This window comes from Nonomuraea sp. NPDC026600, from assembly GCF_040638335.1.
In the GTDB taxonomy this organism is placed as follows: Bacteria; Actinomycetota; Actinomycetes; order Streptosporangiales; family Streptosporangiaceae; genus Nonomuraea.
In genome coordinates, this window is record NZ_JBEZYD010000036.1 from 51,577 (window position 1) to 73,589 (window position 22,013).

Genomic DNA, 22,013 nt, shown 5'->3' on the forward strand with positions numbered 1-22,013 from the left:
ACACTCAGTCAGCAGAAACGCCGCTCATTGTGGGGTTTTGTCCTTGGTGGGCTGGACCCCTCACAGTCGTGTCGGCTCCGGGAGTCGATCGAGGATCCAGGTGCAGAGTTCTTCGGTGATCTGGGTGTGCGCCTCGTTCTTGGACGCGCACAGGAACTCGTCCAGCTCGCTTTCCGACGGGGACAGGCTGCCGATGTCGGCGTACACATCGTCCTGGTCGTCGAGGTCGCGGATCGCCACGGCGCTGACCGCGGGGACGAAGCAGATGGAGCGGTAGTACGCCTCGGCCGGGTCGTGCTGGTTCAGGGCGTCGGCCAGAATGCCGAAGGACTCCAGCGTCCCGCCCGGTGCGCCGTCCAGCTCGGGCAGCCCGCTGGTACGGATGTCCTCGGCGGCGCCGAAGATGCTTCTGAGCACGGCCACCTGCTGGTCGTCCCCGGCGGACTGGGTGTAGAGCACGGTGCCGTTGAACACCAGGCCGGTGCACTTGAGCGCTTCGACGCCGGCCGGAACCCCGTTGCCGGTGCCGTTCCCCGAACCGTTGGCGACCCCTATCTTTCTCGGGATGCTGGGCCACGAGCCGACCTCGCTCAACCGGTCGAGGAATTCGTTACGTAGCCTGTCCTGCTGGGGTTCGCTGTCGACCTCGGAGATGTGACGGAACAGCAGCTGGCGCGCGGCCGGGCTGTTGATCTGGCGGGAGAAGACGGGGTTGCCCAGCCGGAGGAAGTGCGCGAACGCCTGTAGGGAGATCGGGATCCACGCGCCCCGATGCGGACTGTCGTAGGAGAGGTAGAGATCCGTCTGGTGGTCGATGCCGTCGTGCTCCATCTTGGCCAGGGCGTAGCGGGTGACCAGGCCACCCATGCTGAAGCCACCGACGGTGAGCGGCGCGTTCCCGTACCGTTCGGCGATCGTCTGGGTGATGGCGGCGATCGCGGTCTGCGCGTTGTCCAGGATCGACGCGCTGCGCTCGGCGAAGCCGAGGATGATGAGGTCGTGGCCACGGCGGCGCAGCTCGCTGATGAGGGGGTAGTCACCCCGCTCCAGGAAATGCCAGGACTCGTGCAGGTTGGATGGACCTGTGTTGAAGCCGTCGGCCAGGATGACCGGACGGACCAGGTTCTTGTGGCCTTCTCCGTAGTACACCCAAGCGGTGCCACCGGGAAGCTCCCACATCCTGTCCGGCGTGGGTGCCGGTGCGGAGACCTCCAGCGGCGCGATCAGCCTGATCGGCCCGATGGCCCGCGCCGCCCGTAGTGCCTGCTCTTCGCTCATCCCATTTCCCTCTCCGGTGTGCACAGATGATCCGGCAGCCTTGCCGGATCACTGCGATGATTACGCACCGCAATAGGGCGAACGCTGACCGACATGACGGAGAAGGGGCAAGGATTGACCATCCGTCACAGATCAATTACATGAATCGCGTTCCCGCAGGTCGGCCCGCATGTAGGCGATGGCCGGAGTTGCTCAAGAGTCTCTCTGGCCGGGCAGTAGGCCGATGCAGAAGCCCAGGCCGGAGAAGAACGCGGACCGGACCGGGCGGGGCAGGATGGGTGCTGTGGAAGTCGAGCGAGCCAGCGGGGGCCGGTTTCGGGATCCCGGTGTGCGTCTGTGGCATTTCGCCAAGGAGATCCTGGTCCGGTGTCCGCGGTGCGACGGACGTGCGTTGGTGGCCGTACATCCTGATCATCGCGACGGGCATACGTACGCCATGGGCTGGCTGACGGCGCCGCATCGGCTGACCTGTCTTGGGTGCGCCCACATCGCCGAATGGGTGCCGCGGAGGTGGAGCAGCGGTGCCGGGGATGCGTACTTCACCGGTGGCGGCGCGCGTGTGGTGCCGGCGTTCGGTGGGCCGGACGACCCCTACTTCGGGCTGCCGTTGTGGTTGCGGCGGCCGTGTTGTGGGCGGGTGTTGTGGGCGTACAACGTGCCGCATCTGGAGCTGCTGGAGGCTTACGTGGCCGCGTCGCAGCGGGAGCGGCCCACGCCCGCAGGGTCGCAGACGCTGCTGGAGCGGCTGCCCGGGTGGATGAAGGCGGCCGGGAACCGGGCCGAGGTGCTTGCCGCGATCCGAGCGCTGCGTGACGGGGCGTAGACGAGGTCAGGGGCACTCGGTGCGGACCGGCCCGTCCCCCGTCGGTGGAGGACAGGCCGGTATACGTCTGTCCGATGTCAGCTCAGGAAGCTGCCGTACGGACCGGTCAAGATCCCATTCTTCTGACTCTGGCTGAAATGCGTGTTCGGGTAGTCGTAGAACGACGCGGACATCGGCGTCCCGTCGGTGGAAGTCGAGTCGGGCAGGCCGAAGGCGTGGCCCAACTCGTGGACCATGCCGCCGTACCAGCGGTTCATGGGGCCGTTCACGCCCGCGGCGCCGTCGGCGTCGTGCTGGTTCAGGATCACCCAGCCACCTCCGCCACCGCCGCCCGCGCCGGAGCCTTCCGCGCTGATCTCACCCACGTTGATCCAGCGTGAGTCGGGTGCTCTCAGGCTCAGCTTCCTGATCAGTTCTTGCTGCATGTTGAACACGGTCCACCAGTACGGGTCGCTCCCGTTGGGCGTGGTCTCGTACCAGCTCTTCACGTGGTCGCCGTTGACGACCTCGACCACGGTGGTGTTGAGGGTGAAGGTCTTGCCCAGCTCCTGCTTGTAGTAGCGCTGCGCCTCTCGCATGACGTTGGCGATGCCGTCCGGCCACCGCTGGTCGTACGCCACGTCGGACGGTTTGAGCCAGTACACCCGGACTGTCTTTTCCGGGGGTGTGGTGGTGCCGCCACCGCTGCTGTAGTTCGGCAACCGCCAGGTCCGTGAGGACACCGCGTCGCAGGGCAACTGCACGAGGGCGGCGTTGCCGGCCGAGGAGCCGCCTGTGGGCACGACGCACTTGCTGGAGTGCACCGCCTGGAGCCTGAAGGTCTTGTCGGTCCCGCTGACCGTCACCGGGACCAGGCGGAACTTCTGATTGTTGGCGTTGGAGCAGGTCCACTGGATGACCGTGGCGTTGTCGGCGGTGGACGCGCCGTAGACGTCCACGCACTTGCCGCTGGTCGACGTGGCGACGGTGTACTGGTCGGTGGTGCCGCTCACCGGGGTGAAGGTGAGGTTCTGGTTGGCGCCGCCGTTACAGCTCGCCTGCGTGAGCTGGACGCCGTTGGTGGTGGAGCTGTTGGGCAGGGTCAGACAGTTGCCGCCGTTCTGGTTGACGGCTGTCGAGGTGAATGTCGTCGCGGCGTTGGCTGGTAGGGCGGCCACCGTCATGATCAAAAAGACTACGACGGCGGTGAGCGGCGCAATGGCAGCGGGTAATCGTCTCATCGATACGCGTCTTCCGTGTCGTGGGGAACGAGTGGCAGGCCGACCTAACGGACACCATGACTGACGAAAAGGTTTTCGGCAAGATCTCATGAACGTTACAGAGCGGCACCGACGTACTGAGAACGGATTTCCCGAAATGCTTTTCGGTCCTCCGGCGTCAGGCCCCCACTCCCTTCCACGCCGCCGCCAGCCGCTCCGCCATCGCGGTCTGGTCCCACAACTCGGCCGGGTCCTCGGGCATGGCGGTGTCGTAAAGCTCCAGACGGGCGATCTCCGGTATGCGACGGAGCCTGTCGCGGGCGGTTTGGGCATCCGTCACCTTCAGGCCCAGGGCCTTGCGGATCTCCGGCGGCAGGAAGTTGTGCCCGTCGTCCGTGATGTGCGGCAGACCCGCCATGAGCAGGGCCGCCGCGGCGCGGTCGAGGTCGGTGGCTTCGGCTAGCTGAGCGGCCGCGGCCGGGTCGAAGGGGACCGGTCCGCCGCGTTCCAGTTCGTCCACCAGCCGGTGCAGCCGCTCGGGCGTGGCCCAGCCCTCGGGGACCGCTTGGATGTCGAGGAGACCTGCGGGGCGGGACACGGTCCCCCGTTGCAGAAACGCCGCGATGTTCCAGGTGGCCTCCACATGGGACCGGCCCCAGTCGCCATGAACCATGGTGATGTCCAACGGCATCAGTGTGCCGTTCTCGTCGGACAGCGCGGCCCGCTGCTCGCTGTCCAACAGGCCTCGCCGCAGGCCTGGTTCGGCCAGCGGCGAAAGGGCCCAGAACCTCAGTAGCCGAGCCAGCGCCCGGCGGTGCGCGGTGCTGGTGACGGCGCTGACCGCACGGACCGCGAGGCCTCCGATCCGTCCGGGAAGCTCGGTCCAGTCGAAGGTGCTGCCATTGTCCCGCCAGCCTTCCATCGCGCTCTCCACGTCGATGGTGCCGGCGAAGAATGCCGAGGTGAGCTCGATCTGCGTCGCAGTGCCGCCGTAGCCGCTGTTGTATTGGCTGACCAGCCCCTGAAGCGCCCCGCCCAGGTCCTCCTCCGACACCTTGATCCGATCCCGGCGGGGCCGCTGGAGCCGAGCCAGGATCCGATCCCGGCGGGAAATCATCTCGGTGGCTTCCTGGACGCACCCGACGATGCCCCGTACGAGCAGCGGATGGCCGACCTCGGGCAGCAGCTTTCCGACGGCGGTCCGCAGCGCCTCCTTGGAGGTGGCCGCGGCCTTCAGCAGACGCCGCACGGTGTCCTCGGTGATCTGCCGCAGGGCCCGCGATCCGGCGGGGTCGCGCGGCGTGAAGAAGTGCCAGAAGGCGGGCGGCGGTATGAGCCGCGTCCCGGCGGCCACCGGGTCGGGCTCGTTGTCCGTCCAGCCGTCGTTCTTCAGTTCGGCCTGCCAGTAGAGCTCACCCGTTTCGGCGTCGCGGGCGAGCACCGGGCGGTAACGGCCGACACCGCCGCTGAGCACCAGCCGCTTCTCGGCGCCCGGTACGTCGAGCAGACCCCAGATGGCGGTGATTCCAGCCCTGTCGAGCACGCCGTGGACGCCGTCGATACGGTGATAGCGGACCTGTCCGGTCGCCCTGTCCTCGGCGACCCGCAGGCCCACATGCGTGCCATCGCTGCCCAGCGGTGACCCCTTGACGCCGTACGGCAGCGGCGCCAGAGACGAGGACTCGAAGTCCCAACACTCGTCCTCGCCGAGCAGGGACAGGTCGAAGAACTCCGGCAGGTCGTCCTCGGCGAGCTCGCCGGTCGCCAGGTCGACGCGGTGGACCTGTGATTCCAGACCGTCATTGGTGTGCCACCAGAAGTCTCGGCCGTCGTGGAACATATGGCCGTTCGGGCCGACCCGCTCCTCGCGCGGGTCGAGGACTCGGTGGCCCATGAACCGCCGACCGCTCGGCGCCATGAACGTGTATCCGGGCCGAGCCGGTTCGTAGTAGAGCGACTCCCACATCCGAGGCCGTACGTTGAAGATCTCGTTCGGTGTGTCCGACCAGTAGTGCTGCTGCCTGCCGTTGACGTAGTGCAGGACGAGGAACTGTCCGTCGGAGAAGTAGACCTCGGGTGTGTAGTGGAATTGGGCGGCTTCGCTCGGCACCCGCAGCCGGTGCTCCGCGATACGGCCGCCGGGCCCTATCGCGATGGCCTTCTTGCGGTCGTGGACGGTCAGGATGGGCCAACTCGCCCGGCACCAGAAGTTTTGGCCCTTGAGTTCAGCGGCGGCCTCGTCCAGGGCGGCCCAGCCCAGCTCGTCCAGGATGCCCGCGCGCAGCGTCCGGGTCAGCGGCGTCACCATGTCGAGCTCCGCGATCCGGGCAGGCAGGTCGAGCGTCTCTTTCAGCATGTCCGCCCGGATGTTGTCCTCCATCCAGCGGAGCGCGAGGGTCGCGTCCGCCAGGCCGCCCGACCGTGCGCCCCGGACCTCGGTGTCGACGATCGCGTGCAGGACGGGCCGGAGGGCTTTCTCCCCCCACAGCCTGCGGAACTCGTCCCCTTCATGAGGCACGGACCGGACCAGCACCGGCCCGAACCGTTCGTCATCGATCAGCGCCTGCGGATCGACATGAGCAGACCCCTGCCAGTTCCTCAGCGACGCCTTCAGTCCGGGGTCCGCCACCGGGATTCCCGTGTCCAGGCAGCGGACCAGCGCGATGGCGTCGATGCGGCAGTAATCCTCGGGCGCGCCGGTGCCGAACCGTACCGGCGTCCCCGCTGCCCGGATACGGTCCGCCAGCAGGGGCAGCAGCCGTAGCAACTCCTCGGGAACCGGAGGGGAGGAGACCCCGCTGTACCGGCCGAGCATCGCGGACAGCCACTTCCCCGCATCACCGGTGAGCTCGTCAAGCGCCCCGGTCTCTTCGAGCAGGCCGCACCACCAGGTGTCCATCGCTGAGGGCGGCACCTCGGTCAGCCGCCACAGCAGCCGTTTCTTCAGCGCTACGGAAGCGGCGACCGCGGGCACCAGCAGCTTGCGCTGCGTCGTCCAGAAACCGTCCGCCGACCGCCACAGAGCCGGCGTGTCCACGAGGCTCTCCAGCAGCAGCCGGTGCTCGGTGACGACGTCCAGCCCCGCGGCCGTGGCGAGCTCGCCGATCTGCTTGAGCATCTCGGGCCATGGCGCGAGCCCGCCCGTCGTCCGCCGTACGGCCAGCTCCCGCAGCTCGCTGTACGCCGCCACGAGGTCGGTCCCCTGGGACAGCTCGCCGACGTACGCCTTGATGTCCTTGGCCGACAAGGCTCCGGCCAGCGCGAACTCCAGGAACACCGCGCGCCGCCGGGCCGGATCGATGCCCTTGGTGGCGTGCCGGTCGGCGGCCCGCGCCCTGCCGAACAGCATCGCGCCCTGTTTGTCCCGCCCGGCAGCGACGAACATCCGGCCGACCTCTTCCCAGAACACCGGCAGGTGGTCATCGGGGAGCGTCGCCGCGATCCGCTGGAACTCCTCCAGCGCCGGACCCGGCCGGGGGCCGACCAGCCGTCCGGCCCGCGCCATCTCGACGCCCGCGGACAGCGCGACCCCGGTGTGTGCGAGGTCATGGACCATCGCCCAAGCCGGATAGCGGAGCGGGTCGGGGCGGTGCCCGGCCGCCACCGGATCCCCGGCGTCCGGCCCGGTATACCCGGCGTCGGCCAGGAGCCGGTCCTGGACGGGCGCCATGGTCCACCCCGTCAGCCGGACCATGGGCCGTGCGCCCAGCAACGGATGGCTGTAGCGGCGGGCGGTGATCTCCTCCCCACCCGGCGTCCCGGCCGGCGCCAGCCCCGCCGTCAGCGCCGACGACACATCGGTGGCCGCCGCCGCGGCGTACGCGCTGAATCCGCCCCGCACCTCAAAGCCGTTGGCAACGGCGCGCGGCCGGGCGTCGGTGTGCCCGTCTCCGTACGCGTCGATACCGGTGGCCTCGGGATCACTTTCCTCCCGCCGACGATGAACCCAACGGCTCAATTGCTCGACCCCCTGGGTGGCCCCATGCTCCTCCAGAAGCCGCCGCCACGGCCCGAGATCGTCCAGCAGGACGGGGTGTACCAGCGTCACGAGCGACCCGATCGGCGGCTCGTACAGCACGCCGTCCGCCTCCTGTATGCGCACCCGCCCGTCCTCGGACACCTCCTCCAACAGCCCGACCCGCTCATCGACATACACCACCAGCTGCTGCAAGCTGGTCCGCCAGCTGGGATCCGGCCACACCCGCGCGAGGAGCCCGGCGGGGACCGGTATCCCGCTCACCAACCACGACTCCACGGTGGCCCGGCACTCCTTCTCGTGCCGAGCCAGCTGCTCCTGCAGCGCCGCGAACTGCTCACCGACCGGACTTCTCCGTACGGCACTGGGGACGGATTTCAAGACCTGGCCATTGGTCTTCCGGCATCTCAGGTCCGTCCCGTCCAATGCCAACTCATGGCCGTGAATCGCGGGCACCCACGCGAGTGGAGTTGTCATGCCGTCGACTATGGCAGCATTCACCGACAATCAACTGGGACGCCCGATGCCGCGTCAACTCGGAGGTCAACTAGTGCCGGCTCCGTGGCGCACGGTGATTCTCACAAATGAGTATGTTCTCAAGACCAGAGACCCCGCCGGGCAATGTCCGGTTTGCGCAACCGGCGGCCAACGCGCTCTACACAGAGAACGCCCTGGTCCTGGAGCTGGATGACCTGGACAGGCGCTCGGGAACCCAGAGCACCGACTCCTACCGCCTGGCGCAGACTCGGGCCCGAACGCAGTCGGAAGGGACGGGTTAAGGGCTGGAGACCGGTGGCATGCCATGACCATCGATCATGCACGCCTAGACGAGGCCTCACGCGGTTATGATGGCGCCGAAATGCCGCCCGGGGGACGTTCCATCGGTGTGGCCGTAGTGGGTGACTGCCATCCGTGGCGCCTCGGTGACCGGGTGCCCGGGCGGCAGTGGTTCGCCCGTCAGTGTCAAAGACGGGAGCGAGTCGGCCGTCCAATCGATGTGCGGCGATCCGTCATCCCCGATCTGCAGGTGCGGTGTGAGATCAATGTTGGCCACTAGCTCGCCTCGCTCGAACAGCGCCAATTCGACTGATCCGCAGTCCCCATCACCATCCTGGAGGACTGCTTTGAGACGAGCAGCGAGATGACGATCACAGACCCAGCGCAGGACATCGAGATCGCCGGTGACCACCGTGTCCGTTACGACGTCCCCATGCAGGGGATCGGACTCGTATTCGATCTCCAGCAGGTACCAGCTGAACCGGCCGTGGGCGGCCCGATCGTGACCCCTTTCCGCAGGTGGTTCTCCGTCCCAGCGGATCTCGGTGCGTAATGCCTGAAACCGCCTCGACCACTCCATGGCCTGCGGGTCCTCCTGCCATCGCAACGCGGTGGCGAGCAACCCCACGGCTAGGGAATCGGCCGGATCGATCGAGACTGCCTGCCGCGCTGCGGCGACCATCTCCTCCAGCAGTCGGCGTCCTTCGGAATCGGAGGCCGGCAGCGGAGGCTGGTAGATCGAGTGCTCGATGAGGTGGCATGTCCAGTCAGCTTCCCGGACCGCCAACAGGCCGACCGCAGCCGACGCGTCCGCCGGATCGGTCCGCAACACATGCTCCAGCAGTCGCACGGCCTCGTCGTGCCGGGCTTGGATCGCCGTCTCCCAGATCTCCTCGGGTTCTTCCTCTTCGTCATCGACCTCGTCGATCCAGTCACCGTCATACGGGTCGTGGGCCCGCATCTCGCGCACCTGCCACAGCAACAGCGCGGCCAGCAGCCTAGCTGTGCCGCGATCGTCGGGGTCCAGTTCCCACGCACGCCGGAGCCAGGACTCGGCCGGTGATCGCCATCCCGAGCGGGGGCCGTCAAAGAGATCGGCGCTGTTCCACTCGGGGATGAAGCAGTGCAGCCATCCCAATTGAGCAGCGGCTGCCGCGTGACCGTCATCAGCGGCAGCACAGAGTAGCTCGCGATATTCGTCGATACGTCCTTGGCTCTTGAGATGTCCGGCCTGGTTGATGACGGCTTGAATGTCCTGATCCAGCGGCATGCCAGGATAGTAATGATCGGCTTCGGATCACGCGACGAGAACGACCTGGTCGCTCGCGCCAGACTTGCAGGAGTTTGCTCTGGACGCCGGCCGCCACAAGCTCCGGGTGGCGCTCAAGATGCTGCACGCGGCCGGTGGCGACGGCAGCCGAGATAGTGCCGATGGCAGCATGCTGTACTACTCGGCCGACGGCGACATCCTGGAGATCCTTTGGGCCAGGTCAGGTTGACTCAGTGGGGCGGAAGACGGCTTTTCCTTCCCATAGGCGGGAGAAGAGTGCACCCTGGTTCAGCCGTTCTTCGTCATCGTCGTCCTTGATGAACACCTCGTCCACCAGGATGGCGCGCAGGATCTCCTGGACGTCCTTGTTGTCTCCCTGGTCGTACTCGCCTATGTCGAAGTGGTGCTCCGCTTGCACGATGGCGTCCACATAGTGCTCGTCCTGGATGACCAGGCGCCCCGTGATCCAGTCCGCCGTCAGGGTGTGGTCGTTGTAGTAGCCATAGACGATGTCCGCTTCAAGTTCGCCGCGGACATACATCTCCCCGTCGGTGTACACCGCGTGGGCGTCCAGGTCGCCGACGGCAACGCACGAGGCGGGGCGCGAGTCCGCCAGGCAGCCCTCGACACTCACAGAGCCGGTGACCACGAAGGAGCGCATCACCTGAAGGTTTCCCTTGACCACGAGATCTCCGTGGTGGAAGAAGGGCGCACGCAGTTCCTGCTCGCCCACCAGGGTCCAGGTCGTGGCGGTGTCGCCGAGGGCTCTGCGGCACAGCTCCAGCATCCACGGCCAATGGGTGGGGCCACAGCTGCGGTTCAGCTCTGTGGTGAAGTGCTGGTAACTGTCGTACGTCTGCTCCACGAACCGTTGCAGGCTGGGGCTGTCTTCGCCCTCGGCGCGTAGTTCCGTCGCGGCTTGGCGTACGGCGTCCATGTCGATGGGCAGGGGTCCGCCCTCGGTGAGGGGGTAGCGGACGTGTGCGGGTGCCCCTGCCGCTTCCAGCATGGGCACGATCTGCGACCGGGCGTGTCGTTGATGGTCGTTGTACTGGTCCAGGCGCAGTGCGATGCCCAGCGGTGTCTGTCCGAGTTGGTTGACGGCAGCGGTGTCGGCGCCGTGCCGGAGCAGGAGTTCCACCAGTTGGGGCCGGGCCGAGCTCACGGTGGCGTGCAGGGGTGTGTTGCCGAGTTCGTCGGTGACCGCTGTCGGCGCGCCGTGGTCGAGCAGGAACGCGTAGACCGGGGCAGCGGTGGTGCTGTGGTGCGCGTACGAACCGCCCATGACGTCCCCGCAGGGTCCGTCCAGCCGGGCGCCGTGCTCGACCAGGAGCTCCAGCATCGCCACCGACCGGTCGACGGCGGCCTCCGGCGCGGTGTCATTGAGCAGGACGGCCCGGCCGGCGGGCGTGACGCCGTTCCGGTCGCGGGCGTGCACATCCGCACCCGACTCCAGCAGAGCACGCACCACCTCCAGCGCGGGCAGCGGGTCCCTGTCGTTGTAAGGGGCCTGGACCGCCCGGTGCAACGGGGTGGCGCCCTGCTCATCACGCGCTGACACATGGGCGCCTTCGGCCAGCAGGGTGCGGATCCTCGCGATCTGCTTGAGGGGCTGAGCGCCGTGCGCAGGGTTGACCGCGTCGAAGAGAGCATCGTCTGTTCCAGACATGACACCGGACCGTAGCCTATGCCTACGACGCCCACGGCCTCAGCCGCAGGCGACGACATCGAGCTCGCATGCGCCGTCAGCCCACCGGAGGCGTGGGTAGTTGTCCTTGTAGTAGAGCGTGTGCGCGGGCACACCTGAGATGTTCAACGCCGGGTCGGCCAGATCGGCTCGATCCGGCAGCAAGGCGCACATCAACCGATGCCATGAATCGGCGGCTGAATGTCAGTGTGGCAGCCGTACGTGCTCCAAGCCGTCAGGTGTCGAAGCGGCGGCGGGCACCCTCGATGTGACCGAAGTACTGGTGGGTCCAGCCGCAGATCAGATCGACCGTTGCTCGCAGGGCTTGGCCCGGCTCGGTGAGGGTGTACTCGACCCGCGGCGGCACGGTGGGGTACACCTTTCGCTCGGCCAGGCCGTTGCGCTCCAGCATACGCAGGTTCTGGGTGAGCATCTTGTGGCTGATGCCCTCGACCTCGTCCCGCAGCTCGCTGAAGCGCAGGGTGCGCTCACCGAGGACCTCGATGATCAGCAACGCCCACTTGTTGGCGACATCCGAGAAGATCTCCCGCGCCAAGGAGTCCGCGCGCCTCAGGTCCGCTTCGTCGGACGAGCCTCTGAGCTGCTTGGTCACCATCAGGTTCCCCAGTCACTGAAAAGTGCGTTCTTCCACGTCAGCGAACACTCTCCTATGGTTCCTGAGTAACTGCAAGAGAGTCAGATAGCTCTTGGCCGCTGAGCGCTGAAGTGGCCCATGACGGCGCTCAGTCGCCTGCGCGCTCACCCGACCAGATGAAAGACTGAGTAGGAGATCTCGTGGCTGTTTCGCTGATCAACCCTGATAGGCATGTCCAGGTCCCGATCTATCATCACGTCGCGGTGGCGACGGGGAGCAGGCAGGTTCATATTGCGGGACAGGTCGCCTGGGAAGAGAACGGCGAGCTTGTGGCACCGGGCGACCTCGCCGGACAGGTTGCCCAGGTCTACCGCAACATCGCCAAGGCGCTCGACGCGGCAGGGGCGACGTTCCACGACGTCGTCCGCTTCACGTGGTACGCCGCAGGCTGGAAGAGAGAAATGTACGACGCCTTCAACGCGGGCATTGAACAGGCGGCCCGCGAGTTCGATATCGCTACGCCGCCGGCGGCGCTGATCGGGGTCGACATCCTCTTTGATCCCGACATTCTCATTGAGGCTGAAGTCACCGCAATCATCGATTAGAGATGGTCGGCGTGGTGGAGGTGATCTCTCCGGGTCATCGCCACCATGGCGGCGGGCTTGCCCTGCGGGAAGTCGCATCTCTTCGCAGGGAAGGCCCCAGGAAAATGAAGTCGGTCATGAGATTGCGAAAGCAAAGATTACGGTGGATCACTTGGGTGGTGCCGATGCTGTCGCTCCTGGCGGTGGCCGGGTGCACCGAGGCGGCATCGCCGAAGTCGGCGGCCAGGACGGCGACCGTCGATTGCGACCGGATCGCAGGTAACGGCCGGACGTTCTATGAGAGCAATCCGACGTACCCGGATCCCCGGGGCGGCGGTGCGGCCTTGTCGCCGACCCCGCCGGAGGAGCAGGGGTTGGATTCCACCATGTTGCGTACGGGGCTGACCAAGCTCGGGAACAACGCGTCGTTGTTCAGCGCGCTGGTCATCCGGCACGACCGTCTCGTGGCCGAGCGGTACTACCACGGTAGTGACGCGCAGCGGAGCAATAACGTCCACTCGGCGTCGAAGAGTATTCTGCAGGCGCTGGTCCACATCGCTGTGGCGAAGGGCTACATCGGAAGCCTGGACGACCCGGTGGCCGACTATCTGCCGGAGTACTTCGGCAATGCGTCGCCGGACAAGAAAAAGATCACCATCCGCCACATGTTGACCATGACATCGGGTCTCGACTGGACGGAGGATTCGACCGAAAGCCAGGTCGAGAAGGCGTCGGACTGGGTCAAGGCGATTCTCGGCCGTTCGCTCGTGTCCGTCCCCGGCACGGCGTTCAACTACAGCACCGGCAATACGCACGTGGTCTCGGCCGTGCTGCAGAAGGCCACTCGCATGAGCACCTGCCAGTTCGCTCACCAGTACCTGTTCGGACCGATGGGCATCACGGCCGAGCATTGGGGCCGTGACCCGCGAGGCATCTTCTCCGGCGGGTACAACGTCTACCTGACGCCACGGGAGCTGGCCAAGTTCGGCCTGCTCTACCTGCACGACGGCAAGTGGGGTGGCCAGTCGCTCGTGCCCCATAGTGCGGTGCGGGCGGCGCAGGCCCGGACCTCACAGGTCGACGACTTGGCCTATTCCGAGGGTTGGTGGATGGACACCATCTCCGGACGCTCGATGTACTTCGCCTGGGGATACGGCGGGCAGTTCGTCTACGTGATCCCCAGCGCGGACATCGTGCTCGTGACCAGCGAGAACACCAGCGAGAACACCAGCAACAAGGAGATCGACTCAAGGGCGTTCATCCGCGACTACCTGCTGCCCTCCATGACCGGACCCTGATCTCGGCGCCCCCCGTAGCACGCAGCGCCGACTTGACGACCGGCCACTCAGCAGCGATCACGGAGAACATGGCCGAATCTCGCAACATCCCCGTTTCGCCGGGCGCCCAACTGCGCAACACGCCCTCGAAGCGCGCGCCGAGGCGCTCAATGGCCCGACGTGACGTCGCATTCAACCTACTGGTAGGTCTGCGGATCCACGCTGCGCCACTTGCCGTCGTCGGGGTTGGCTACTCCGCCGATGTACATCTTCTGGTACGAGGAATAGTCGCTGTTTCTGGCGCTGACTTTGAACGGCTTGCCGTGATCGTCGATGCTCTGACCGATCAGTTTGCCGTTGCTGAGAACATCGAGCGCGATCGAGAACTCACAGTAGTGCTTCTGTGTTTTCGCGATCACCTGAAAAGTGATCTCTTCATCGCGCTTGAGGGAGATCGTCTTCTGCTGGAAGTAATCTCCACCCCACTCCAAGTCGTTGATCAGCGTCTTGCCTCGGGGGTCTGGTTTGTCGAGGTCAAGGCCGATTTTTACGCTTTCCTCATTACCCGCGCTCGGGCTCTCGAACAATGTGCCGGTGAGCGGCGGACCGCAGCGCGGGACCGCCTTCATGCCGACGATGCGCACGGGCCGATCCACGTTGCCGTGAACGACGATCTTGAGGTTGGTGCTGCTCGGGTCGACTCCACCTTGTTGCCGAAACCATCGATGTTGGGCACCTGAATATTCCGGCAGGGCATTGAGCTGGGCAAGCTGATCGTCTGAGAGGGTCACCGCCTGGGGAAAGATCCAGTTGTTGTGCAGGTCCGAATGTTCCACCTGGACGAGATCGACGGACACCGGCGGCCCCGCGGGGCGTGTCGGGGTCGGCGAGGGCGTACGAGACTCCGGCGTGGCACTTGGGCGGGCTGACGGGGTGAACGGCTGTTGTATCGCCCAGATCAGCACGCCGACAAGCACCGGGGTGGCAATGGCAGTTCCGGCCCATTTTGCGGCAGGCCGATTCCACCAACGCCGCTGCTTAATCGGATGTCGGATTCGTGGGTATTTCGAATGGTTTGCCAACTCGGCACCGGCTCTCATCGGGATTCCGGGTCCATATTGAGTGCCGCTTTGCTCATATGCAATCGGATTCGACAAGAACGCCGCCGTCATTGCTGGGGCAGGGCGGGCCGACCACCCCGATGCCCGTCGTCATCGGGACGGACTCAGCCCAAACAGGGCACCGCTAGGCTTTCGACGGGCCACAGCGCGTGGGGAGGTCAGCCTTGGATCGCACGGGAACGAACCTTCCCGCCGTCGGTGAGTACAACCAGACGGTCGTTCTCGACGCCATTCGCCGGCGCCCCGAGGGGATCACCCGGTCCGAGCTCGCCGCCCTGACCGGCCTGAGCGGGATGACGGTGACGAAGGTCTGCCGGCGTCTTCTCGATGCCGGTCTCGTCGACGAGCACGGCACGCGTACGAGCGGCCCCGGCAAGCCGCCGGCGGTCGTCAAGCTGAACCCGAGCGGTGGTTTCGCGATCGGGGTGCACATCGATCCCGCAGCGGTGACGTACGTGCTCGTCGACCTGTCCGGCACGGTTCGGGACCACTCGCGCACCGGCACACCGACCGCGGGCGACCCGAGCGCGGTCATCGACGAGATGGCGAACGCGATCGAAGCGCTCATCGTGGGTTCCGCCGTCGACAGGTCGCGGATTCTCGGGATCGGCATCGCGTCGCCCGGCCCGGTGAACGTCGACGAAGGTGTGCTCCTGAACCCGCCGATGATGCCCAACTGGTATCGGGTGGCCCTGCGGCGCTCGCTCGCCGAGGCGACCGGGCTGCCCGTGCTGCTGGAGAAGGACGCGACGGCCGCGGTCGTCGCCGAGCTGTGGTTCGCGGTCCCGGGCAGCAGCCGCGACTTCGCGTTCATGTACTACGGCACCGGTCTCGGCACCGGCCTGTCGGTAGCGGGTGAGGTCGTTCGTGGCGTCAGCTCCAATGCGGGCGATGCCGGTCACATCACCGTCGATCCCGACGGTCCGGTGTGCGCGTGCGGGCGACGCGGCTGCGTCGGGTACATCACCGTTCCGCGCGCGCTCGTCGAACGCGCGGTGCTCGACGGCGTGCTCTCGGCGGCCGAGGCCGGCGACCTCGACGACACGGTCGATGTGGACGCGGCGTTCAGCAGGCTGGCGGCCCTCGCCGCGGCCGGGAGGCCCGAGGCGAGGGCGATTCTGATCGACGTCGCGCGTTCCCTGGCGCGCGCGATCGTCGTGATCGTGAACCTGCTCGACATCGACGAGGTCATCTTCGGCGGGCCGTTCTGGGCGCGCATCTCCCCGGTGATCCTCGACGCGCTGCCGGACGCGGTGCGCGATGATCCCGCACTCGTCCCGCCGCACCCCATCCGGTTCGCCCAGTCCGCGATCCCCGTCGATGTCGCCGCCGTCGGAGCCGCGACTCTCGTGCTCGACAACACCTTCTCGCCCCGGCCGTCGGCCCTGCTGCTCACGGCGGAGTGACCGCGCCCCTTTGGCCTCACAACGTGTTGACGAGCAATTTGAAAATATGATTTGCTAACCCGCCATGGCGCTCGGTGCTCGAACCGACACCATCGCCGGCCCGTCCAGCGCCGTCGCCAGTCGTTCTCTGGAAAGAAAATATGAGCAACACAGTCACGCGCATCCGCCTCGCGGGCGCCGTCGTCGCCGCAGCCGCCGTACTCGCCGCGTGCTCGTCGCCCGCTCCGTCGGGTGGCACGTCCGCGGCCTCCTGCGAGCCCGCGAAGGGCAAAGTCACCCTCCAGTACTGGAACACCGTTCCGGGCATGGACCAGGTCGTCGCCCTGTGGAACACGAAGAACCCGAACATCCAGGTTCAGATGAAGAACATCTCCAACGACCAGTACGGCACCATCGGCAACGCCCTCAAGGCGGGCAAGGCGCCGGAGCTCGCTCAGGTCGGTTACGACGAGCTCCCCAACATGCGCACCCAGGACGCCTTCGTGGACGCCTCGGCCTGCTCGGCGGCCACCGCGGCCAAGTCGAAGTTCGTGCCGTGGACCTGGTCGCAGTCCAGCTTCGGCGGCACCGGCGTGTTCGCCTTCCCGCAGGACACCGGCCCGATGGCCCTCTACGTGCGCAGCGACCTCTTCAAGAAGCACGGCCTCGCGATCCCGAAGACCTGGGACGAGTACGCGGCGGATGCGAAGAAGCTGCACGACGCGGACCCCAAGCTCAGCATCACGTTCTTCGACCCGAACAACGCCGAGTGGTTCAACGGACTCCTCTGGCAGAACAACGCCGAGATGTACGGCTACTCCGGCGACAAGTGGCACGTCACCGTGGAGTCCGACCAGAGCAAGCAGGTCGCCGCGTACTGGCAGAAGCTGATCGACGCCAAGCTCGTTCGCACCGACCTCGCCCACGGCTCGACCCCGATGTACGCCGCTTACCAGCAGAACCAGATCGCCAGCTACGTCGGCGCCGCCTGGGGCTACAGCATGTTCCGCGACAACCTGCCCGACCAGGCCGGCAAGTGGTCGATCGTCCCGATGCCGACGTGGGGTTCGAGCGCCGCATCCGGCGACTGGGGCGGATCCACCGTCGCGTTCATGAAGGGCAACACGCACCTGTACGAGTCGGTCATGTTCAACTCCTGGCTGAACACCGACCCGGAAGCCCTCGCACTGGAGAACAAGCTGGGCGGCCTCTACCCGGCGGCCACCGCCGGTTCGGAGCTGCCCGCACTCTCGCAGGGCGTCCCGTACTACAACAACGAGAAGATCTTCGACGTCTTCGCCGACTCGTCCAAGAACATCGACACCAGCTTCACCTGGGGCCCCACCCAGAAGACGGTGAACCTGGCGCTTCAGGACGCGATGGCCAAGGCGGCAGGCGGCAGCGGCACGCTCACCGACGCGATCACGGCCGCCCAGGCGGCCGCGCTGAAGTCGATGAAGGATCAAGCGATCCCCGCGGTGGCGGGCAACTGACCGCGGCATGACTGACATCGCAACCCGCGCAGTGACACGGGCCGGGAGCCGTCGTCGTCCCAACGGCGGCGGCCCCCGGGCGGGCACCATCGTCGCGTTCCTGGCCCCGTTCTTCCTCCCGTTCGTGCTGTTCTACCTGGTGCCGATCGCGTACGCGATCTGGCAGAGCTTCCTCGTCGTGCGCCGTACCGGCGGCCAGTACGGCACGTCGTACACGACCTTCGGCGGTTTCGAGCAGTACGGGCAGGTGTTCCAGAACACCGAGTTCTGGGCCAGCATCGGGCGCATCGCGCTGTTCGGCGTCGTGCAGGTGCCGGTCATGCTGTTCGTCGCGTTGATCATGGCGCTGCTGCTCGACACGCCCCTGCTGAAGCTCAAGGCGTTCTTCCGCGTCGCGGCGTTCATGCCGTACGCCGTGCCCGGCGTCATCGCCGCGATCATGTGGTCGTTCCTCTACTCGCCGCAGCTCAGCCCCCTGGTCGACCTGCTGAAAGGCCTCGGCCTCCAGCCTGACTTCCTCGGCCCGGGAGCAGTGCTGTGGTCGGCGGCGAACGTCTCCACCTGGCTCTGGACCGGCTACAACATGCTGATCATGTTCTCGGCGCTGCAGGCGATCCCGCAGGAGCTCTACGAAGCCGCCAAGCTCGACGGTGCGAGCAACTGGGCGATCGCGTGGCGGATCAAAGTCCCGATCATCGCCCCGTCGATCATCCTCACCACGGTGTTCTCGATCATCGGCACGCTGCAGCTCTACGCCGAGCCGGCCGTGCTGCGCCAGATCTCCTCGAACATCTCCAGCACGTTCACCCCGAACATGCTCGCGTACGCGGTGGCCTCCGGAAACAACTACCAACTGGCAGCGGCGATCTCCGTGGTCATCGCCGTCATCACCTTCGTCTTGAGCTTCGGGTTCATGCGACTGACCGCGAAGAGGGCCGGACTGTGAGCGACCAGAGCCTGATCCGCGAAAGCCGCGTCAGCCGCACGGCCGCCATGGCGCTGATGTTCCTGCTGGCGATCTACTTCCTGCTGCCGGTCTACTTTCTGATCGTCGCGGCGACGAAACCGCAGGGCGACCTCGCCTCCACCTTCGGGCTGGCGTTCTCGCACTTCGACCTGTTCGAGAACCTGGGCACCCTGTTCGGCCGCAGCGACGGCATCTTCGGGCGGTGGGCGCTGAACAGCGTGATCTACGCGGTGCTGGGCGCGGCCGTCGGCACTTTGATCTCCGCGCTGTGCGGCTACGCGCTCGCCAAGTTCAAGTTCCGGGGCCGGGAGTTCCTGTTCTCGGTCGTCCTCGGCGGTGTCCTCGTTCCCACCACGGCGCTCGCGCTCCCGCTGTTCCTGCTGTTCTCGGCGACCGGGCTCGTCAACACCTACCTCGCGGTGTTCCTGCCCAGCATCGTCAGCCCGTTCGGCGTCTACCTCGCCCGCGTCTTCACCGCCGCCGCCGTCCCCGAGGAGATCATCGAGTCGGCGCGCCTGGACGGTGCGGGAGAGTTCCGCACGTTCTTCTCGGTGGCGTTCAGGCTGATGACGCCGTCGCTGGTGACCATTTTCCTGTTCCAGTTCGTCGGCATCTGGAATAACTTCTTCCTGCCGATGGTGATGCTGCAGAAGGAGTCGCTCTTTCCGATCACGCTCGGCCTCTACCAGTGGAACGGTCAGACCGCCCGGGTCTCGCTCCTTCAGGGATCCGTGATCACCGGCTCGCTGGTCTCGATCGTGCCGGTGATCATCCTGTTCATCCTCCTCCAGCGGTTCTGGCGCACCGGGCTCGCCTCCGGCTCCCTCAAGTAGAAGGTCTCTCTTCCTATGCAGAACTCCGCCGTCTTCGTGCCCCATTTCCATTGGGACCGGGAATGGTACGAGCCTTTCCAGGTGTTCCGGCACCGCCTTGTCGCCGCCCTCGACACCGTGCTGGAGACGGCCGAGGCGGACGTGGACTTCCGGTTCACCGTCGACGGGCAGATGGCCGCGATCGAGGACTACCTGGAGATGCGACCGGAGAACCGCTATCGCGTCATGGCCCTGGTCGCCCGTGGTCAGCTCGCCATCGGGCCGTGGCTCATCCTGCTCGACGAGTTCCTCTGCTCCGGCGAGACCATCGTGCGCAACCTGCGGATGGGATGGGCGGCCGCGGCGGAGCTCGGCGGCTCGATGCCCATCGGCTACCTGCCGGACATGTTCGGCCACGTCGCGCAGATGCCCCAGATCCTGGCTCGCGCCGGGATCGAGCACGCGGCGCTGTGGCGCGGTGTTCCCGGCTCCGTCGACGGCCACGCCTTCCGCTGGCGCGCTCCTGACGGCTCCGAAGTGCGTACCGAATTCCTCTTCGACGGCTACGACAACGGCCTCGACGTCCTGCTGGTGCCCGACCAGATCGGGCGCGCGCTCGGCGAGTACGCGCAGATGACGGCCGAGCGGTGGGGCGACGACCCGGTGCTCGCGATGGCCGGCACCGACCACAACCCGCCCGACCCGCGCCTCGCGGCCTGGCTGCGGCGCGCGTCCAGCGACGAGCGCGCCATCACCATCGCGACGCTCGAGGAGTACATCCGCGAGCACGTGCGCGACGAGGTCGCCGCCGTGGTCACCGGTGAGCTGCGCAGCCACGTGCGCGGCAACATCCTCCCGGGCGTGCTCTCCGTGCGGCTCGGGCTCAAGCAGCGGATGTCCGTCGCCGAGCGCACCATCGACCACGCCGAGCGGGTGAACGCCCTGTGGTCCCAGCGCGACGACTCGCCGTTCCTCTCGCTCGCGTGGCACAAGATCATCGAGTCGAGCGCGCACGACTCGGTCGTCGGCTCCGGCACTGACGAGACCTCCGATCAGGTCGAAGCGCGCCTCGCCGAAGCCACGCACATCGCGCGGGCGGTCCGGGACGCGGCCCTCGCCGAGCCCGCCGCCCTGGTGCCGAGCGACGGCTACCTGGCCGCCAACCCGCTGCCGTTTCCGCGTACGGCATTGGTCGAGGTGGATGTCGTGGCCCCGCCCCAGGGAACCGTCCTGGTCGCGACCGCCGCCGACGGCTCGGCGCATCCCGTGCAACTGACCTCGGCGGCCCCGACCGTGCTCAGCGACGAGCGCATGGACGCCGCGCAGCTCGAACGAGTGCTGCGCCGCATCCACCGCCGCGAGCTCTTCGGCCGCCTGATCGACCACTACGAACTCACCCCGGGGTCACTCGTCTTCCACCTCGCCGAGGTGCCCGCCAGCGGCCCGTTCGACCTGCTGATCCTGCGCCGGGAGGTCGCCGCCGCGGCCGCCGCGCATCCGGGGGAGTGGACGGTGCTGACGCTGGCGGAGGCTCGGGCGACCGCGCTCGTGCCCGTGAACGTGCCCGCCTCCGGGCTGGCGAGTTTCCGGGTCGAACCGAGCGACCGGGCCGCCGTGCGGCCGGCGACGTTCGCACCCGCGACGGCGACGGCCCGCACGCTTTCGAACGGGCTGGTCGAGGTCGTGATCGCCGCCGACGGAACCCTGGACGTGACCGGGACCGACGGCACCGTGCTGTGCGGAGTCGGCCGCCTCGTCGACGGCGGTGACCGCGGCGACAGCTACAACTACGCCCCACCGGCCCAGGACGTGCTCGCGTCGGAGCCGGCGGAGGTGGCCATCGAACTCCTCGAGAACGGCCCGCTGCGTTCGAGGGTGCGTGTCACCCGCGTCTACGCATGGCCTGCCGCGCTCTCCTCCGACCGCGACCTGCGCAGCGGCCAGACCGTGCCGACCCCGGTGGAGACGCTCGTGGAGGTGCGTGCGGGTGAGCCGTTCGTGCGCGTCTCCACGTCGTTCCTGAACCAGTCCGCCGACCACCGGCTCCGCTTCCACGTGCCGCTGCCCGAGCCGGTGGCCGGGTCCGCCTCCGCCGGGCAGTTCGCCGTCACCGAGCGTGGGCTCACCGCCGAGGGCGGCTGGGGTGAATACCCGATCCCGACCTTCCCCGCGAGCTCGTTCGTGTCGGCCGGCGCCGCCAACGTCCTGCTCGACCACGCCACCGAGTACGAACTCGTCGACGACGGCGCCGAACTCGCCATCACCCTGCTGCGCGCGATCGGCTCGATCAGCGTCAACATCCATCCACTCCGTGACGAGCCCGCGGCGACCGAGATCCCCGCACCGGGCGCCCAGGATCTCGGCGTACGCATCGGGAACCGTCTGGCCGTCGTACCCTCGGCGACCGGCTGGCAGGGCGCGAACGCGGTCGCCCTCGCCGAGGACTTCCGCAACGACGTGCTGGTCACTCGCGGGACCGCGCCCGCCGAAGGCCAACTGCCGCCCGACGCGATCGGCGTGCGGGTCGACGGTGCGGACGTCCTCGTCTCGAGCATCCGTCGCGTCGCCGACGACGATCGCGGTCCCGGCATCGAGGTGCGGCTGGCCGCGATGAGCGACACGGGATCGACCGCCTATGTGACCGGCGCCTTCACCGAAGCCACCACGGTCGACCTGCTCGGCCGGCCGCTGTCGGCGACACCGGTCGCGGACGTACTCGAACTCGCCCTCGGCCCGTGGGAGATCCGAACGATCGTGGTCCGATAACGC

The 22,013-nt window shown here is 67.1% G+C and carries 17 protein-coding genes; 9 read left to right on the forward strand and 8 right to left on the reverse strand.

What is annotated here, in order from left to right; translation table 11 throughout:
- Positions 1-60 precede the first annotated feature (60 nt).
- A complete protein-coding gene (locus tag AB0F17_RS50625) occupies positions 61-1,278 on the reverse strand; it encodes a hypothetical protein (protein WP_358039269.1) in 1,218 nt (405 codons plus the stop codon).
- Between the two features lie 328 nt (positions 1,279-1,606).
- On the opposite strand from AB0F17_RS50625, the gene AB0F17_RS50630 reads away from it, so the two are divergent.
- The gene (locus tag AB0F17_RS50630) at positions 1,607-2,101 is read left to right on the forward strand and encodes a hypothetical protein (protein WP_358039272.1); all 495 of its coding nucleotides are present in this window, start codon (positions 1,607-1,609) and stop codon (positions 2,099-2,101) included.
- Between the two features lie 77 nt (positions 2,102-2,178).
- Here the strand turns inward: AB0F17_RS50630 and AB0F17_RS50635 are convergent, their stop codons facing one another.
- The 3 genes from AB0F17_RS50635 to AB0F17_RS50645 form a co-directional block, all read right to left on the reverse strand.
- Positions 2,179-3,264, reverse strand: coding sequence for an RICIN domain-containing protein (locus AB0F17_RS50635; protein ID WP_358039275.1), 1,086 nt, complete (start codon positions 3,262-3,264; stop codon positions 2,179-2,181).
- A gap of 214 nt (positions 3,265-3,478) precedes the next feature.
- Positions 3,479-7,753, reverse strand: coding sequence for a DUF4132 domain-containing protein (locus tag AB0F17_RS50640; RefSeq protein ID WP_358039278.1), 4,275 nt, complete (start codon positions 7,751-7,753; stop codon positions 3,479-3,481).
- Positions 7,754-8,111: 358 nt separating this feature from the next.
- Positions 8,112-9,323 (reverse strand): hypothetical protein, encoded by a 1,212-nt coding sequence (locus tag AB0F17_RS50645; protein WP_358039281.1) that lies wholly within the window; start codon positions 9,321-9,323, stop codon positions 8,112-8,114.
- A 64-nt stretch (positions 9,324-9,387) separates the two neighbouring features.
- On the opposite strand from AB0F17_RS50645, the gene AB0F17_RS50650 reads away from it, so the two are divergent.
- A complete protein-coding gene (locus AB0F17_RS50650) occupies positions 9,388-9,552 on the forward strand; it encodes a hypothetical protein (protein WP_358039284.1) in 165 nt (54 codons plus the stop codon).
- Here AB0F17_RS50650 and AB0F17_RS50655 read toward each other — a convergent pair.
- The 3 genes from AB0F17_RS50655 to AB0F17_RS50665 all read right to left on the reverse strand — a co-directional run bounded on the left by AB0F17_RS50655 (position 9,544) and on the right by AB0F17_RS50665 (position 11,626).
- Positions 9,544-10,992 carry an ankyrin repeat domain-containing protein gene (locus tag AB0F17_RS50655; protein WP_358039287.1) on the reverse strand — a complete coding sequence of 483 codons (1,449 nt, stop codon included), beginning with the start codon at positions 10,990-10,992 and terminating at the stop codon, positions 9,544-9,546. The genes AB0F17_RS50650 and AB0F17_RS50655 overlap by 9 nt on opposite strands.
- 39 nt (positions 10,993-11,031) lie before the next feature.
- Positions 11,032-11,184, reverse strand: a complete 153-nt coding sequence (locus tag AB0F17_RS50660; RefSeq protein WP_358039290.1) for a hypothetical protein — start codon at positions 11,182-11,184, stop codon at positions 11,032-11,034.
- A 61-nt stretch (positions 11,185-11,245) separates the two neighbouring features.
- Complete coding sequence (locus AB0F17_RS50665; protein ID WP_358039293.1) at positions 11,246-11,626, reverse strand: helix-turn-helix domain-containing protein; 381 nt, start codon at positions 11,624-11,626, stop codon at positions 11,246-11,248.
- Positions 11,627-11,805: 179 nt separating this feature from the next.
- On the opposite strand from AB0F17_RS50665, the gene AB0F17_RS50670 reads away from it, so the two are divergent.
- The gene (locus AB0F17_RS50670; RefSeq protein WP_358039296.1) at positions 11,806-12,210 is read left to right on the forward strand and encodes a RidA family protein; all 405 of its coding nucleotides are present in this window, start codon (positions 11,806-11,808) and stop codon (positions 12,208-12,210) included.
- Between the two features lie 2 nt (positions 12,211-12,212).
- Positions 12,213-13,487 carry a serine hydrolase gene (locus tag AB0F17_RS50675; protein WP_358039299.1) on the forward strand — a complete coding sequence of 425 codons (1,275 nt, stop codon included), beginning with the start codon at positions 12,213-12,215 and terminating at the stop codon, positions 13,485-13,487.
- 176 nt (positions 13,488-13,663) lie between these two features.
- Here AB0F17_RS50675 and AB0F17_RS50680 read toward each other — a convergent pair whose 3' ends face one another.
- Positions 13,664-14,566 (reverse strand): hypothetical protein, encoded by a 903-nt coding sequence (locus AB0F17_RS50680; protein WP_358039302.1) that lies wholly within the window; start codon positions 14,564-14,566, stop codon positions 13,664-13,666.
- A gap of 185 nt (positions 14,567-14,751) precedes the next feature.
- Between AB0F17_RS50680 and AB0F17_RS50685 the strand changes: the two genes are divergently transcribed.
- From AB0F17_RS50685 to AB0F17_RS50705, 5 genes are all read left to right on the forward strand, one after another.
- Positions 14,752-15,993, forward strand: coding sequence for an ROK family transcriptional regulator (locus AB0F17_RS50685; RefSeq protein ID WP_358039305.1), 1,242 nt, complete (start codon positions 14,752-14,754; stop codon positions 15,991-15,993).
- A gap of 140 nt (positions 15,994-16,133) precedes the next feature.
- Entirely contained in the window at positions 16,134-17,465 is a 1,332-nt protein-coding gene (locus tag AB0F17_RS50690; RefSeq protein ID WP_358039308.1) for a hypothetical protein, read from the forward strand.
- A gap of 7 nt (positions 17,466-17,472) precedes the next feature.
- Complete coding sequence (locus AB0F17_RS50695; RefSeq protein WP_358039309.1) at positions 17,473-18,411, forward strand: sugar ABC transporter permease; 939 nt, start codon at positions 17,473-17,475, stop codon at positions 18,409-18,411.
- A complete protein-coding gene (locus AB0F17_RS50700) occupies positions 18,408-19,265 on the forward strand; it encodes a carbohydrate ABC transporter permease (RefSeq protein ID WP_358039312.1) in 858 nt (285 codons plus the stop codon). The genes AB0F17_RS50695 and AB0F17_RS50700 overlap by 4 nt, the downstream gene beginning before the upstream one ends.
- Before the next feature lie 15 nt (positions 19,266-19,280).
- Positions 19,281-22,010 (forward strand): alpha-mannosidase, encoded by a 2,730-nt coding sequence (locus tag AB0F17_RS50705; RefSeq protein WP_358039315.1) that lies wholly within the window; start codon positions 19,281-19,283, stop codon positions 22,008-22,010.
- The last annotated feature ends 3 nt before the right edge of the window (positions 22,011-22,013 follow it).